We start from the raw sequence: 12990 nt of genomic DNA, 5'->3' as shown, positions 1-12990 counted from the left end.
CGTTTGGTTGGATCTTGTTTAGTTTTGAGAGGTCTTGTGGGGCCTTAGCTCAGCTGGGAGAGCGCCTGCTTTGCACGCAGGAGGTCAGCGGTTCGATCCCGCTAGGCTCCATTGAATCTACGGATTCAAGTTTGATCATTGAAAATTGAATATCTATCAAATTCCATATAGAAATATATGAAATAGTAACAAGAAAATAAACCGAAAACGCTGTGACAATTTAATGAGTTTTCTAGTTTAAAAAACTAGTTTAATAAGGTTAAGTTAATAAGGGCGCACGGTGGATGCCTTGGCACTAGGAGCCGATGAAGGACGTGACTAACGACGAAATGCTTTGGGGAGTTGTAAGTAAGCGCTGATCCAGAGATGTCCGAATGGGGGAACCCACTAGCTGATGGCTAGTATCCCTACCTGTTAAGGGTAGAGGAAGGAAGACGCAGTGAACTGAAACATCTAAGTAGCTGCAGGAAGAGAAAGCAAAAGCGATTGCCTTAGTAGCGGCGAGCGAAGAGGCAGGAGGGCAAACCAGAGAGTTTACTCTCTGGGGTTGTAGGACTGCAATATGGACTTAAAGAGTATAGAAGAACTACCTGGGAAGGTAGGCCAAAGAGAGTAATAGCCTCGTATTTGAAATAGTCTTTATACCTAGCAGTATCCTGAGTACGGCGAGACACGTGGAATCTCGTCGGAATCTGGGAGGACCATCTCCCAACCCTAAATACTCCCTAGTGACCGATAGTGAACCAGTACCGTGAGGGAAAGGTGAAAAGCACCCCGGGAGGGGAGTGAAATAGAACCTGAAACCGTGTGCCTACAACAAGTTCGAGCCCGTTAATGGGTGAGAGCGTGCCTTTTGTAGAATGAACCGGCGAGTTACGTTTACGTGCGAGGTTAAGTTGAAGAGACGGAGCCGTAGGGAAACCGAGTCTGAATAGGGCGAATGAGTACGTGGACGTAGACCCGAAACCATGTGACCTACCCATGAGCAGGTTGAAGGTGCGGTAAGACGCACTGGAGGACCGAACCAGGGCACGTTGAAAAGTGCTTGGATGACTTGTGGGTAGCGGAGAAATTCCAAACGAACTTGGAGATAGCTGGTTCTCTCCGAAATAGCTTTAGGGCTAGCGTCGACATTAAGAATCATGGAGGTAGAGCACTGTTTGGGTGAGGGGTCCATCCCGGATTACCAATCTCAGATAAACTCCGAATGCCATTGATTTATGGTCGGCAGTCAGACTGCGAGTGCTAAGATCCGTAGTCGAAAGGGAAACAGCCCAGACCACCAGCTAAGGTCCCAAAATATATGTTAAGTGGAAAAGGATGTGGGGTTGCACAGACAACTAGGATGTTAGCTTAGAAGCAGCTATTCATTCAAAGAGTGCGTAATAGCTCACTAGTCGAGTGACCCTGCGCCGAAAATGTACCGGGGCTAAAACATATTACCGAAGCTGTGGATACCTTTTATAGGTATGGTAGGAGAGCGTTCTATGGGTGATGAAGGTGTACCGTGAGGAGCGCTGGAACGCATAGAAGTGAGAATGCCGGTATGAGTAGCGAAAGATGGGTGAGAATCCCATCCACCGTAAGACTAAGGTTTCCAGGGGAAGGCTCGTCCGCCCTGGGTTAGTCGGGACCTAAGGAGAGACCGAAGGGTGTATCCGATGGCCAACAGGTTGATATTCCTGTACTAGAGTATGAAGTGATGGAGGGACGCAGTAGGCTAACTAAAGCGTGCGATTGGAAGTGCACGTCTAATCAGTGAGGTGTGGTATGAGTAAAATGCTTATACCTATAACATTGAGCTGTGATGGGGAGCGAAGTTTAGTAGCGAAGTTAGTGACGTCACACTGCCGAGAAAAGCTTCTAGCGTTGTATCATACTCTACCCGTACCGCAAACCGACACAGGTAGTCGAGGCGAGTAGCCTCAGGTGATCGAGAGAACTCTCGTTAAGGAACTCGGCAAAATGGCCCCGTAACTTCGGGAGAAGGGGCGCTGACTTTAAGTCAGCCGCAGTGAATAGGCCCAAGCAACTGTTTATCAAAAACACAGCTCTCTGCTAAATCGTAAGATGATGTATAGGGGGTGACGCCTGCCCGGTGCTGGAAGGTTAAGAGGAGTGCTTAGCGTAAGCGAAGGTATGAATTGAAGCCCCAGTAAACGGCGGCCGTAACTATAACGGTCCTAAGGTAGCGAAATTCCTTGTCGGGTAAGTTCCGACCCGCACGAAAGGCGTAATGATTTGGGCACTGTCTCAACGAGAGACTCGGTGAAATTTTAGTACCTGTGAAGATGCAGGTTACCCGCGACAGGACGGAAAGACCCCATGGAGCTTTACTGCAGTTTGATATTGAGTAACTGTACCACATGTACAGGATAGGTAGGAGCCTAGGACATCGGGACGCCAGTTTCGATTGAGGCGTTGTTGGGATACTACCCTTGTGTTATGGTTACTCTAACCTAGATAGGTGATCCCTATCGGAGACAGTGTCTGACGGGCAGTTTGACTGGGGCGGTCGCCTCCTAAAATGTAACGGAGGCGCCCAAAGGTTCCCTCAGACTGGTTGGAAATCAGTCGTAGAGTGTAAAGGTATAAGGGAGCTTGACTGCGAGAGCAACAACTCGAGCAGGGACGAAAGTCGGGCTTAGTGATCCGGTGGTACCGTATGGAAGGGCCATCGCTCAACGGATAAAAGCTACCCTGGGGATAACAGGCTTATCTCCCCCAAGAGTTCACATCGACGGGGAGGTTTGGCACCTCGATGTCGGCTCGTCGCATCCTGGGGCTGTAGTCGGTCCCAAGGGTTGGGCTGTTCGCCCATTAAAGCGGCACGCGAGCTGGGTTCAGAACGTCGTGAGACAGTTCGGTCCCTATCCGTCGCGGGCGTAGGAAATTTGAGAGGATCTGCTCCTAGTACGAGAGGACCAGAGTGGACTTACCGCTGGTGTACCAGTTGTCTTGCCAAAGGCATCGCTGGGTAGCTATGTAGGGAAGGGATAAACGCTGAAAGCATCTAAGTGTGAAGCCCACCTCAAGATGAGATTTCCCATGATTTTATATCAGTAAGAGCCCTGAGAGATGATCAGGTAGATAGGTTAGGAGTGGAAGCATGGTGACATGTGTAGCGGACTAATACTAATAGCTCGAGGACTTATCCAAACTAAGTAATGAGAACGTAAAGAAAAGCGTAGGATTTTAGAAAATCAACGCGGAAGTCGTTGAGACTTTAAGGCGATTTGTCTAAATCACTAGCTTTTTAGTTCGAATACAATTCATAAAATTCAACGACGTCAGTATTGACAGCGTACGGTTTTCTTGATAGAGTATAGATATTCAATTTTGAGTGGTCAAACCATTCGATAGTTAAGTGACGATAGCCTAGGAGATACACCTGTTCCCATGCCGAACACAGCAGTTAAGCCCTAGTACGCCTGATGTAGTTGGGGGTTGCCCCCTGTGAGATAAGGGAGTCGCTTAGCAATAGGGAGTTTAGCTCAGCTGGGAGAGCATCTGCCTTACAAGCAGAGGGTCAGCGGTTCGATCCCGTTAACTCCCATAATTAAAAGGTCCCGTAGTGTAGCGGTTATCACGTCGCCCTGTCACGGCGAAGATCGCGGGTTCGATTCCCGTCGGGACCGTCAGTCGGAAGATTGGATAGACTCGTTAGCTCAGTCGGTAGAGCATTTGACTTTTAATCAAAGGGTCGCTGGTTCGAGCCCAGCACGGGTCATAAGAGATGCGGGTTTGGCGGAATTGGCAGACGCACCAGATTTAGGATCTGGCGCTTAACGGCGTGGGGGTTCAAGTCCCTTAACCCGCATTAGAGAAGTTAGCCGGCTTAGCTCAGTTGGTAGAGCATCTGATTTGTAATCAGAGGGTCGCGTGTTCAAGTCATGTAGCCGGCATAAATTGAATAAGTGCGAACGTAGTTCAGTGGTAGAACATCACCTTGCCAAGGTGGGGGTCGCGGGTTCGAATCCCGTCGTTCGCTTTAGAGGCCGGGGTGGCGGAATTGGCAGACGCACAGGACTTAAAATCCTGCGAAGGGTGACCTTCGTACCGGTTCGATCCCGGTCCTCGGCATAAATTGAATATAAGGCACCCTTGGCTCAACTGGATAGAGTACCTGACTACGAATCAGGCGGTTAGAGGTTCGAATCCTCTAGGGTGCATTTTCGGGAAGTAGCTCAGCTTGGTAGAGTACTTGGTTTGGGACCAAGGGGTCGCAGGTTCGAATCCTGTCTTCCCGATGTGGAATGGCGGTGTAGCTCAGCTGGCTAGAGCGTCCGGTTCATACCCGGGAGGTCGGGGGTTCGATCCCCTTCGCCGCTATTTTTAGTTTCTATTTTGGTTTTGGACCTTTAGCTCAATTGGTTAGAGCACTCGGCTCATAACCGAGCGGTCGTAGGTTCGACTCCTACAAGGTCCATTTTGGAGGATTACCCAAGTCTGGCTGAAGGGAACGGTCTTGAAAACCGTCAGGCGTGTAAAAGCGTGCGTGGGTTCGAATCCCACATCCTCCTTAGAATTAATATTGTTATCGCGGGATGGAGCAGCTAGGTAGCTCGTCGGGCTCATAACCCGAAGGTCGTAGGTTCAAATCCTGCTCCCGCAATTTAATTTGAGAGTTGGCTCGGTAGCTCAGTTGGTAGAGCAATGGATTGAAGCTCCATGTGTCGGCGGTTCGATTCCGTCTCGCGCCATTTATATATGCGGGTGTAGTTTAGTGGTAAAACTACAGCCTTCCAAGCTGTTGTCGCGAGTTCGATTCTCGTCACCCGCTTTAGATTTATTTATTAAATTTATCCCAAAAATTTTGGGCGCATAGCTCAGCTGGTTAGAGCGCACGCCTGATAAGCGTGAGGTCGGTGGTTCGAGTCCACTTGTGCCCATAAATAGAGTGGAGAATTACTCAAGAGGCTGAAGAGGACGGTTTGCTAAATCGTTAGGTCGGGTAACTGGCGCAAGGGTTCGAATCCCTTATTCTCCGTCTATGTGAAAACGAGATTATCTTTTGATATCTCGTTTTATTTTTACTTTTTTCTTGATTTGGCTAGGTAGTATTTTAATTTTACTACTATTTTTTATAAAGTTTGGGTGGCACATGAAGCAAACGAGATTTTATCGTATTCTTTTTTTCTTAGTTATGATTTCTATTTTTGGAGTAATGCTTATTTTTTTCTTTTTCCGAAATCCTTCTTTCTTGGGGAATCTTTCTTCGCCTGTTAGTGGAATAATATCCAAAGTTGATAATATTCTTTCTACTCCTTTTCGCTTTGCTCTCTCTGTAGGTGATGATGTAAAGGAGCTGTTGGATACTTATAAAGAGAACGAAGAGTTAAAATCAGAAATATCCGATTTAGAAAATCAACAAGAAGAGTTACAACGTGTAATGGATGAAAATGAAGCTTTAAAGGCTGAAATCTCTACTTCTGATTCTTTCACAAATCCTGTTAATTTGATCGCACAAGTGATTGTAAGAAGTCCTGTTTCATGGTACGATAGTTTAGTTGTTGGTGTTGGAAGTAGCTATGGTGTTAAGAGCGGAATGTTAGTTACTTCTAATGGAGGATTAATTGGGAAAATTTCCTCTGTTTCCTCTCAGTCTTCTAATGTAGAGTTACTATCTTCTAGCGAAAAAATTAATATTCCAGTTAAAATTTCTACGGGTAACTCTTTCATTTACGGGTTATTAACCTCTTTTGATAAATCCACTAGTCAATATGTTGTTTCTCAAGTAAATTCTTCTGAAAAGATTGAGGCAAATGCTCAAGTTTTAACAAGTGGGTTAGATGGAGAAAGTGTAAGTGATGTTATAGTAGGGAATGTTAGTAAGGTTGATGACGCATCAGATACACTTAATCGGAAAATTTATGTGACACCAAAAGTTAACTTTGATGCAGTTAGGTATGTAACAATTGTAGGTGATTAAATGCGTTTGTTGAAAAATGAATTTTTCTTAGGTTTGTTACTTTTTTTTCTAATGCTGATTGATGGTCAAGTGTCTTTTTTAGCCAGTATTTTGACGGAAAATAAAATTTTCATCACTTCCCATTTGTTTTTATTAGCAGCCTTATTTTATTCTAGTGGGAGAAAAAAGATAATTTCCGTCAGCATTTTTCTTGTTTTAGGAATTTTGTATGATTTTTATTATCTTAACCATTTTGGTATCATGTTATTGATATTATTTGCCTTTTTTATGTTAGCAAGAAAGATTTCCTATGTATTTTTAGAATCCTTTTTTCCAAGTTTATTCATTTTTATTATTTTATTGTTCTTAGTTGATTTGCTGACATATTTTTTAGCTGTTTTTTATAATATTACTAATTTTGACTTAATGAATTATGTTACTTTTTCAATTGCTCCATCGCTTGTTTTTAACTCATTTTTGTTTCTAATAGCGCGAAATGGGTTAAAAAAAATCTTTTTAGAAAAGTAGTTTACGCTTTCAAAATGGAATTGTAATAATTGCGTAATGTTAACAGTTTAATTTTTTGGTAAAATAATAGATGTCTTATCGAAAAGGAGTCGTTTTATATATATGAAAAAAAGAATTTTATCAGCAGTTTTGGTAAGTGGTGTTACACTTGGAACTGTTGCTACACAAGTTAGTGCGGATGATTTTGATAGTCAAATCTCTGCTAAAGATGCTGTAATTTCAAATCTTACGGCTGATCAAGCTGCAGCCCAAGCTCAGGTTTCTTCTATTCAAACCCAAGTTTCTTCTCTTGAAGATCAGCAAGCGGAATTAGAAGCTGAAAATGCTAAATTGGAAGCTGAGTCACAAAAGCTTAATGAAGAAATTCAAGCATTATCAAGCAAAATTGTTGCACGTAATGATTCGCTTAAAAAACAGGCGCGTAGTGCTCAAAAATCAGGGACTGCTACTAGTTATATCAACACGCTTTTAAACTCTAAATCTGTATCTGATGCGATTAACCGTGTTGTGGCTATCCGTGAAGTTGTTTCTGCAAATGAAAAAATGTTGGCTCAACAAAAGGCTGACAAGGCTTCTATTGAGGAAAAACAAGCAGAAAATCAAAAAGCAATTAATACAGTCGCTGAAAACTCAGCAATCTTGGCTGATAATAAAGCTGCTTTAACAACTAAGCAAGCAGAATTACAAGTTGCACAATTAGAATTGGCATCTCAATTGGCTACTGCGGAAGAAGAGAGAGCAAATCTTGTTTCTCAAAAAGCAGCAGCAGAAGAAGCTGCACGCCAAGCAGCAGCAGCGGAAGCAGCAGCTAAGGCTCAAGCAGAGGCGGAAGCTAAAGCTCAAGCAGAATCAGTTGCAGCAGCTCAAGCAGCAGTACAAGCACAAGAAACTGTTACTACTGAAACAACAACAACGGTTCAAGCACCGAGTGTGCAAGCAGAATCATCTGCTCAAGCTAATACTTCCTCAACACAGTCAACCGCTTCGTCAACTACTAGCTCACCAACTGTGACTCAATCAACTACGACAGCGGCTACTACAGTTTCATATTCGACTTCAGGAAATACTTATCCTGTAGGTCAATGTACTTGGGGTGTCAAGTCATTAGCTAGCTGGGTTGGTAACAACTGGGGAAATGCTAATCAATGGGGTGCTAGTGCTGTAGCTGCTGGTCATTCAACAGGCTCAACTCCCGCTGTTGGTGCAGTTATTGTTTGGCCATATGATGGTGGTGGTTATGGTCACGTTGCTTATGTAACATCAGTATCTGGTTCAAATATTACTGTCATGGAATCAAATTATGCTGGTAATATGTCTATCGGAAATTATCGTGGTACTTTTAATGTTAATTCATCAGGATCACATTACTTTATTTACCAATAATATCAAACGACGAGGCTAAAACCTCGTCGTTTTGAGTTTAAATCATTTTATTTTCATTGAAAAAATGCTCAAAAAACGTTAAAATGGTATAGGATTAAAACTTTGGAGGAAATCATGTCTTATTCTGATTTAAAATTGTTTGCCCTCTCTTCAAACAAAGAATTGGCACAAAGAGTTGCTGATACAATGGGCATCCAACTTGGTAAATCAACTGTTCGTCAGTTTTCTGATGGTGAGATTCAAGTTAACATTGAAGAGTCTATTCGAGGACATCATGTTTTCATTTTGCAATCAACGAGTTCACCAGTTAATGATAACCTGATGGAAATTTTAATTATGGTGGATGCACTCAAGCGTGCCAGTGCTGAAAAAATTAGTGTTGTTATGCCTTACTACGGCTACGCTCGTCAAGACCGTAAGGCGCGTTCACGTGAACCAATCACATCTAAATTGGTTGCAAATATGCTTGAAGTTGCAGGCGTTGATCGTCTATTGACAGTAGATCTTCATGCGGCACAAATTCAAGGTTTCTTTGATATTCCTGTTGATCATTTGATGGGGGCACCATTGATTGCGGATTATTTTGATCGTCACGGGTTAGTTGGAGATGATGTCGTTGTTGTTAGTCCTGACCATGGTGGTGTTACACGTGCACGTAAGTTGGCACAATTCCTCCAAACACCAATTGCTATTATTGATAAGCGACGTAGTGTGACAAAAATGAACACTTCCGAGGTGATGAATATTATTGGTAATGTAAAAGGGAAAAAGTGTATTCTGATTGATGATATGATTGATACGGCTGGAACAATTTGTCATGCAGCAGATGCTTTGGCAGAAGCGGGTGCGACAGCTGTTTATGCTTCCTGTACACACCCAGTTCTTTCAGGGCCTGCACTAGACAATATTCAAAAGTCAGCTATTGAAAAATTAATCGTTTTGGATACTATTTATCTTCCTGAAGAGCGTTTGATTGATAAGATTGAACAGATTTCAATCGCTGATTTGATTGCGGAAGCTATTATCCGTATTCATGAGAAGCGTCCATTGTCACCGTTGTTTGAAATTGGAAAAATTGGTTAATATTGAAAAGGAGCGACTCCGGGGTTGCTCCTTTTTTGTGATGAGGTTTATAGTCCATTTATAAGTGCTCTGTAAAATCTCCATCATATTATCTGTTTTATGAAGGTAAAAAATTAATAAATCAATCCAAAACGAAGTCTTATCTTAACTTATCTGTTTGGTGGGTATGATTGATACTGATTAAAAATCAGAAATAGCTACCTGGAAGTGATTGGATATATTCAAAAATGAACAATTACACGATTGATGGAATCTTTTGTCACGGTAAAAGGGTATGATTCGTGATGATAGTTATAAGTTTGTTATTTTTGATTTTGGTTGAGTATTGGGAAGTTATGGATAAGAACTTATCCACAAGTGCATAAGTTTTTGCGGATTTCCTATGTGGATAAATCACAAAAGGACTGGTAATTGTCAGAATTTTGTGTATAATAGAGTTACTTAATCTGTGAGGTGATAATATGAATTTAGTCAATCGTTTTAATAAAAATTTAGATCAAATCGAAGTTTCTTTGATCCGCCAATTTGATCAATCAATTTCTGATGTTCCAGGAATTATGAAATTAACTTTAGGAGAACCTGATTTTACGACTCCTGATCATGTTAAGGAAGCGGCAAAAGCAGCTATTGATGCTAATCAGTCACATTATACTGGGATGGCTGGCCTACTTGAATTGCGGAAGGCTGCGGCAGCTTTTGTTCGTGATAAGTACAATCTTAGTTACGATCCCGATAATCAAATTTTAGTGACAATCGGTGCAACTGAAGCTTTATCAGCAACCTTAACTGCTATTTTGGAACCTGGAGATACTGTTTTACTTCCTGCTCCAGCTTACCCGGGTTACGAACCTATTGCCAATCTTGTTGGTGCGTCAATTGTGGAAATTGATACAACAGCCAATGATTTTGTATTGACCCCTGATATGTTGGAAAAAGCTATTATTGAGCAAGGAGATAAGGTAAAGGCTGTTCTCTTAAATTATCCAACCAATCCAACTGGTGTGACCTATTCACGGGAACAAATTAAGGGTTTGGCAGAGGTGCTCAAGAAATATGAAGTCTTTGTGGTATCTGACGAGGTTTACTCTGAGTTGACCTACAGCCCCGCCCCGCATGTCTCCATTGCTGAATATCTACCAGAACAGACTATTCTTATCAATGGACTATCCAAATCACATGCTATGACCGGCTGGCGAATCGGTTTAATCTTTGCTCCAGCTAACTTTACAGCCCAGCTGATTAAGAGTCATCAGTATTTGGTAACAGCTGCAGCAACTATGGCTCAGTTTGCTGCAATTGAAGCATTATCAGCTGGTAAAGATGATGCTTTACCAATGAGAGCAGAATATATTAAACGTCGTGATTATATTATTGATAAGATGTCTGCACTTGGTTTTAAGATTATCAAACCAGATGGTGCTTTCTATATTTTTGCTAAAATTCCAGCAGGATATGAGCAGGATTCGTTCAAATTCTGTCAGGATTTTGCTCGTGAAAAGGCTGTCGCTTTCATTCCAGGCGTAGCTTTTGGGAAATATGGGGAAGGCTACGTGCGTCTGTCTTATGCGGCCAGCATGGAAACTATCAGCACGGCTATGGACCGCCTAAAAGCATTTATGGAAGATCATGCAAATTAGAGAAACAAGTGGACTGATTCTCTATAATCGAAATTATCGTGAAGATGATAAATTGGTAAAGATTTTTACAGAAACAGCTGGAAAGCGAATGTTTTTCGTGAAACATGCAGGAAAGTCAAAACTGTCTTCGGTCATTCAACCATTGACAGTTGCCGATTTTATTCTGAAAATTAATGATGATGGACTGTCCTATATTGAAGATTATAGGGATGTGGAGGTTTATAAGAAGATTAATGCAGATTTATTTACTCTATCTTATGCTTCCTATGTCGTCGCCTTGGCAGATGCGGCACTTGTAGATGCTGTGTCGGATCCTCAACTCTTTGTTTTTTTGAGAAAAACTTTGGAATTAATGGATCAGGGGCTTGATTATGAAATCCTGACCAATATCTTTGAAATTCAACTATTGGAACGATTTGGTGTCAATCTGAATTTTCATGACTGTGTCTTTTGTCACCGTGTGGGCTTGCCCTTTGACTTTTCTCATAAGTACTCGGGCTTGCTTTGCCCGCAACATTATGAAAAAGATCAACATCGTAGTCACTTAGATCCCAATGTTCCGTATCTTTTGGATCGTTTTCAGAATATTTCTTTTGAAGAATTACAAAGCATTTCCATAAAACCTGAAATGAAAAAGAAACTACGCCAGTTTATTGATGATTTGTATGAGAACTACGTTGGTTTGCATCTTAAAAGTAAAAAATTTATTAACGATCTGGGAAAATGGGGAGACATTATGAAGAAGTGAGAAAGCCTTTACTATTGTGAAGGTTTTTTCGTTTAATCCGACACTTTTTACCAAACTTGTCGTTCAAACTTCTGGTTGCATTGGTTATACTGATAGCATAAAGAGAAGGAGGTTTGCTTGATGTCACTTATAGAAGCAAATGAAAAAATAGCAGAAAAAGTTGTCAATGCCCATAAAGTTGTTGAAAAAACAGTTGTTAATGGGTATAAAGTAACAGAGACGGCCGCCGTAAATAGTTTCACCAAAGTATCAGATAAATTTATTGGGAAATTTTTTACCAAAGATAATGAAACGCTTGAGGAGGCTAGGGCACGTCTACAAGTTTCAGCAATAGCATCTAAAGAACGGTCAAAAGCCAAGCATGATGCTCATGCCAAACACGTTGTTAAATAGCTTACATATTATCAAAGTAAGTAAATAAGAGTAAAGATAAAACAAAAGATTTGTTTTTAACTTTTCCAGATTTTATATTAGAGAAAGAGAATGAAAGATGAAAAAAAAGAGATTTTATTGTGTTGATTGCTTATACGGTTAGTTTGCTTGTTTTGGCTTTAGGAATGTGCCTTTATACACTGCCAGAGTGGGGAATGCCCTCACTGGGAATGCCTTTATCTATTTTAGGGCTTGTTTTAGTTGTCGTATCATGGATTCTTCAGAGACGATTATCAGGAAAAGGAGCACCAAACTTAGATCTTAAGTTGACAGCAAAAGTTCTTTACTGTGTCTTTGCCTTGTTAGTATTTGGTGGAGGATTTGCCCTAGTCACAGCTGGAAATTTTGTCCTTGGGGTTATCCTTGGTTTCATTGGTCTTATCTTAGACTCTTCGAAAATCAAAATTATCCGTTGTCAACTTGCCTTGATGAACTCAAGTTCTATCGTCGGCTTCGTTTCCTAGGCTACTTTTGATTTTCATTGAGTATTAATTATCGGCATTATTCCAGTTGCTGTTGGTTTGAAAAATTAAAAAGAACCTGAGTAAATAGCTCAGATTCATTTATTGGAGTTCGTGTTTATATTTCAGTGCGAATGCTGGAATACAAATACGAATTTTTTGATCTCTTGAGTTCTTACGAACTCAATTTTTTAAGATTTTTTTGTGCTTGATTAATCATTAGCAAAGCGAGGACATTGATAATAAGAAAAATGGCAATACCTGTTATAAGTGATGTTGTGGTCCAATCTAACTCATTTTTAGTGTTAAATGTCTGAAGAATAATGGTTTGAAGCGTAAAAACAGAAAAAAGGGAAGAAGTGAGACTGACATATCGACTTGCGACTAATAGTGGGTGTTTTAATTTTCGGGATTGGATAGTATTGATAAAAGATGTGATAGCAATGGTAAAAGTATAGACTGCCATAGCAATAGCGTAATTAGTGCCACTATTGAGATGATATTTTTGGCTAATGACTAAAATAATTGTTGCCACCAGGGCAAACGAAACAGCAGAAATGAGATAAGCCACTAACCGATAGATACGCCAAGCACGTGATAAATCCTCGCGATGTTTACGGAATGAGTAACCAAGAAAAGATTTTTGCAATGCTAAGATAGCATGGTAAAGAGCAACAGTAAAGTACCAAGGAGAGTGATTGTAACTACCAACAGCAATCATTGCCAAGCAGTAAATCAGATTAGTAGCAAGTCCTGTTAAAATAGACAAGCTACTGGTTAGCCAAGGGTTTTGCAAGAAAGCTACTT

At 41.2% G+C, this 12990-nt stretch carries 9 protein-coding genes, 18 tRNA genes and 2 rRNA genes; 28 read left to right on the top strand and 1 reads right to left on the bottom strand.

From position 1 onward, the window contains the following. Nucleotides 1–38 precede the first annotated feature (38 nt). The 28 genes from ABZ559_RS12790 (at nt 39) to ABZ559_RS12655 (ending at nt 12186) form a co-directional block, all read left to right on the top strand. A tRNA-Ala gene (locus ABZ559_RS12790) sits at nt 39–111 on the top strand. Nucleotides 112–257: 146 nt separating this feature from the next. Next, nucleotides 258–3159, top strand: a 23S ribosomal RNA gene (locus ABZ559_RS12785). 204 nt (nt 3160–3363) lie between these two features. Continuing rightward, nucleotides 3364–3479: ribosomal RNA gene (rrf, locus tag ABZ559_RS12780) — 5S ribosomal RNA — on the top strand. Nucleotides 3480–3483: 4 nt separating this feature from the next. Continuing rightward, a tRNA-Val gene (locus tag ABZ559_RS12775) sits at nt 3484–3556 on the top strand. 9 nt (nt 3557–3565) lie between these two features. Beyond that, nucleotides 3566–3638 (top strand) — tRNA-Asp (locus tag ABZ559_RS12770). A 19-nt stretch (nt 3639–3657) separates the two neighbouring features. Next, nucleotides 3658–3730, top strand: a tRNA-Lys gene (locus tag ABZ559_RS12765). 8 nt (nt 3731–3738) lie between these two features. Beyond that, a tRNA-Leu gene (locus ABZ559_RS12760) sits at nt 3739–3820 on the top strand. A gap of 12 nt (nt 3821–3832) precedes the next feature. After that, nucleotides 3833–3905: transfer RNA gene (locus ABZ559_RS12755), tRNA-Thr, on the top strand. 14 nt (nt 3906–3919) lie between these two features. Next, nucleotides 3920–3991 (top strand) — tRNA-Gly (locus ABZ559_RS12750). A 6-nt stretch (nt 3992–3997) separates the two neighbouring features. Next, nucleotides 3998–4083 (top strand) — tRNA-Leu (locus ABZ559_RS12745). Nucleotides 4084–4098: 15 nt separating this feature from the next. Next, nucleotides 4099–4172 (top strand) — tRNA-Arg (locus ABZ559_RS12740). Nucleotides 4173–4176: 4 nt separating this feature from the next. After that, nucleotides 4177–4250, top strand: a tRNA-Pro gene (locus tag ABZ559_RS12735). Between the two features lie 8 nt (nt 4251–4258). Further along, nucleotides 4259–4332: transfer RNA gene (locus tag ABZ559_RS12730), tRNA-Met, on the top strand. Between the two features lie 23 nt (nt 4333–4355). After that, nucleotides 4356–4429: transfer RNA gene (locus ABZ559_RS12725), tRNA-Ile, on the top strand. A 4-nt stretch (nt 4430–4433) separates the two neighbouring features. After that, nucleotides 4434–4523, top strand: a tRNA-Ser gene (locus tag ABZ559_RS12720). A gap of 18 nt (nt 4524–4541) precedes the next feature. After that, nucleotides 4542–4615, top strand: a tRNA-Met gene (locus ABZ559_RS12715). Nucleotides 4616–4630: 15 nt separating this feature from the next. Further along, nucleotides 4631–4703 (top strand) — tRNA-Phe (locus tag ABZ559_RS12710). 9 nt (nt 4704–4712) lie between these two features. Beyond that, a tRNA-Gly gene (locus ABZ559_RS12705) sits at nt 4713–4783 on the top strand. A 35-nt stretch (nt 4784–4818) separates the two neighbouring features. Further along, nucleotides 4819–4892: transfer RNA gene (locus ABZ559_RS12700), tRNA-Ile, on the top strand. Between the two features lie 10 nt (nt 4893–4902). Continuing rightward, a tRNA-Ser gene (locus tag ABZ559_RS12695) sits at nt 4903–4990 on the top strand. Between the two features lie 114 nt (nt 4991–5104). After that, nucleotides 5105–5932 carry a rod shape-determining protein MreC gene (gene mreC, locus ABZ559_RS12690; protein WP_367006684.1) on the top strand — a complete coding sequence of 276 codons (828 nt, stop codon included), beginning with the start codon at nt 5105–5107 and terminating at the stop codon, nt 5930–5932. Beyond that, the gene (gene mreD, locus ABZ559_RS12685; protein ID WP_273414497.1) at nt 5933–6439 is read left to right on the top strand and encodes a rod shape-determining protein MreD; all 507 of its coding nucleotides are present in this window, start codon (nt 5933–5935) and stop codon (nt 6437–6439) included. It abuts the gene before it with no gap. 102 nt (nt 6440–6541) lie between these two features. Further along, nucleotides 6542–7822 carry a peptidoglycan hydrolase PcsB gene (gene pcsB / locus ABZ559_RS12680; protein WP_273414495.1) on the top strand — a complete coding sequence of 427 codons (1281 nt, stop codon included), beginning with the start codon at nt 6542–6544 and terminating at the stop codon, nt 7820–7822. A gap of 114 nt (nt 7823–7936) precedes the next feature. Continuing rightward, a complete protein-coding gene (locus tag ABZ559_RS12675) occupies nt 7937–8905 on the top strand; it encodes a ribose-phosphate diphosphokinase (RefSeq protein WP_018375459.1) in 969 nt (322 codons plus the stop codon). 461 nt (nt 8906–9366) lie between these two features. Continuing rightward, nucleotides 9367–10542: a pyridoxal phosphate-dependent aminotransferase gene (locus ABZ559_RS12670; RefSeq protein ID WP_367006683.1), complete on the top strand. Its 1176-nt coding sequence runs from the start codon at nt 9367–9369 to the stop codon at nt 10540–10542. After that, the gene (recO, locus tag ABZ559_RS12665; RefSeq protein WP_018375457.1) at nt 10532–11290 is read left to right on the top strand and encodes a DNA repair protein RecO; all 759 of its coding nucleotides are present in this window, start codon (nt 10532–10534) and stop codon (nt 11288–11290) included. Before ABZ559_RS12670 ends, recO begins: the two co-directional genes overlap by 11 nt. A gap of 120 nt (nt 11291–11410) precedes the next feature. Beyond that, nucleotides 11411–11683, top strand: a complete 273-nt coding sequence (locus ABZ559_RS12660) for a hypothetical protein (RefSeq protein WP_367006681.1) — start codon at nt 11411–11413, stop codon at nt 11681–11683. 119 nt (nt 11684–11802) lie between these two features. After that, complete coding sequence (locus ABZ559_RS12655; protein WP_367006679.1) at nt 11803–12186, top strand: hypothetical protein; 384 nt, start codon at nt 11803–11805, stop codon at nt 12184–12186. Between the two features lie 172 nt (nt 12187–12358). Here ABZ559_RS12655 and ABZ559_RS12650 read toward each other — a convergent pair whose 3' ends face one another. Further along, entirely contained in the window at nt 12359–12979 is a 621-nt protein-coding gene (locus ABZ559_RS12650; RefSeq protein WP_367006678.1) for a hypothetical protein, read from the bottom strand. Nucleotides 12980–12990 lie beyond the last annotated feature (11 nt).

Origin of the sequence: Streptococcus sp. ZY19097 (genome assembly GCF_040731245.1) — a bacterium.
In the GTDB taxonomy this organism is placed as follows: Bacteria; Bacillota; Bacilli; order Lactobacillales; family Streptococcaceae; genus Streptococcus; species Streptococcus orisratti.
The sequence above is the reverse complement of the archived record's forward strand: the minus strand, read 5'-3'. Positions and strand labels throughout refer to the sequence as shown.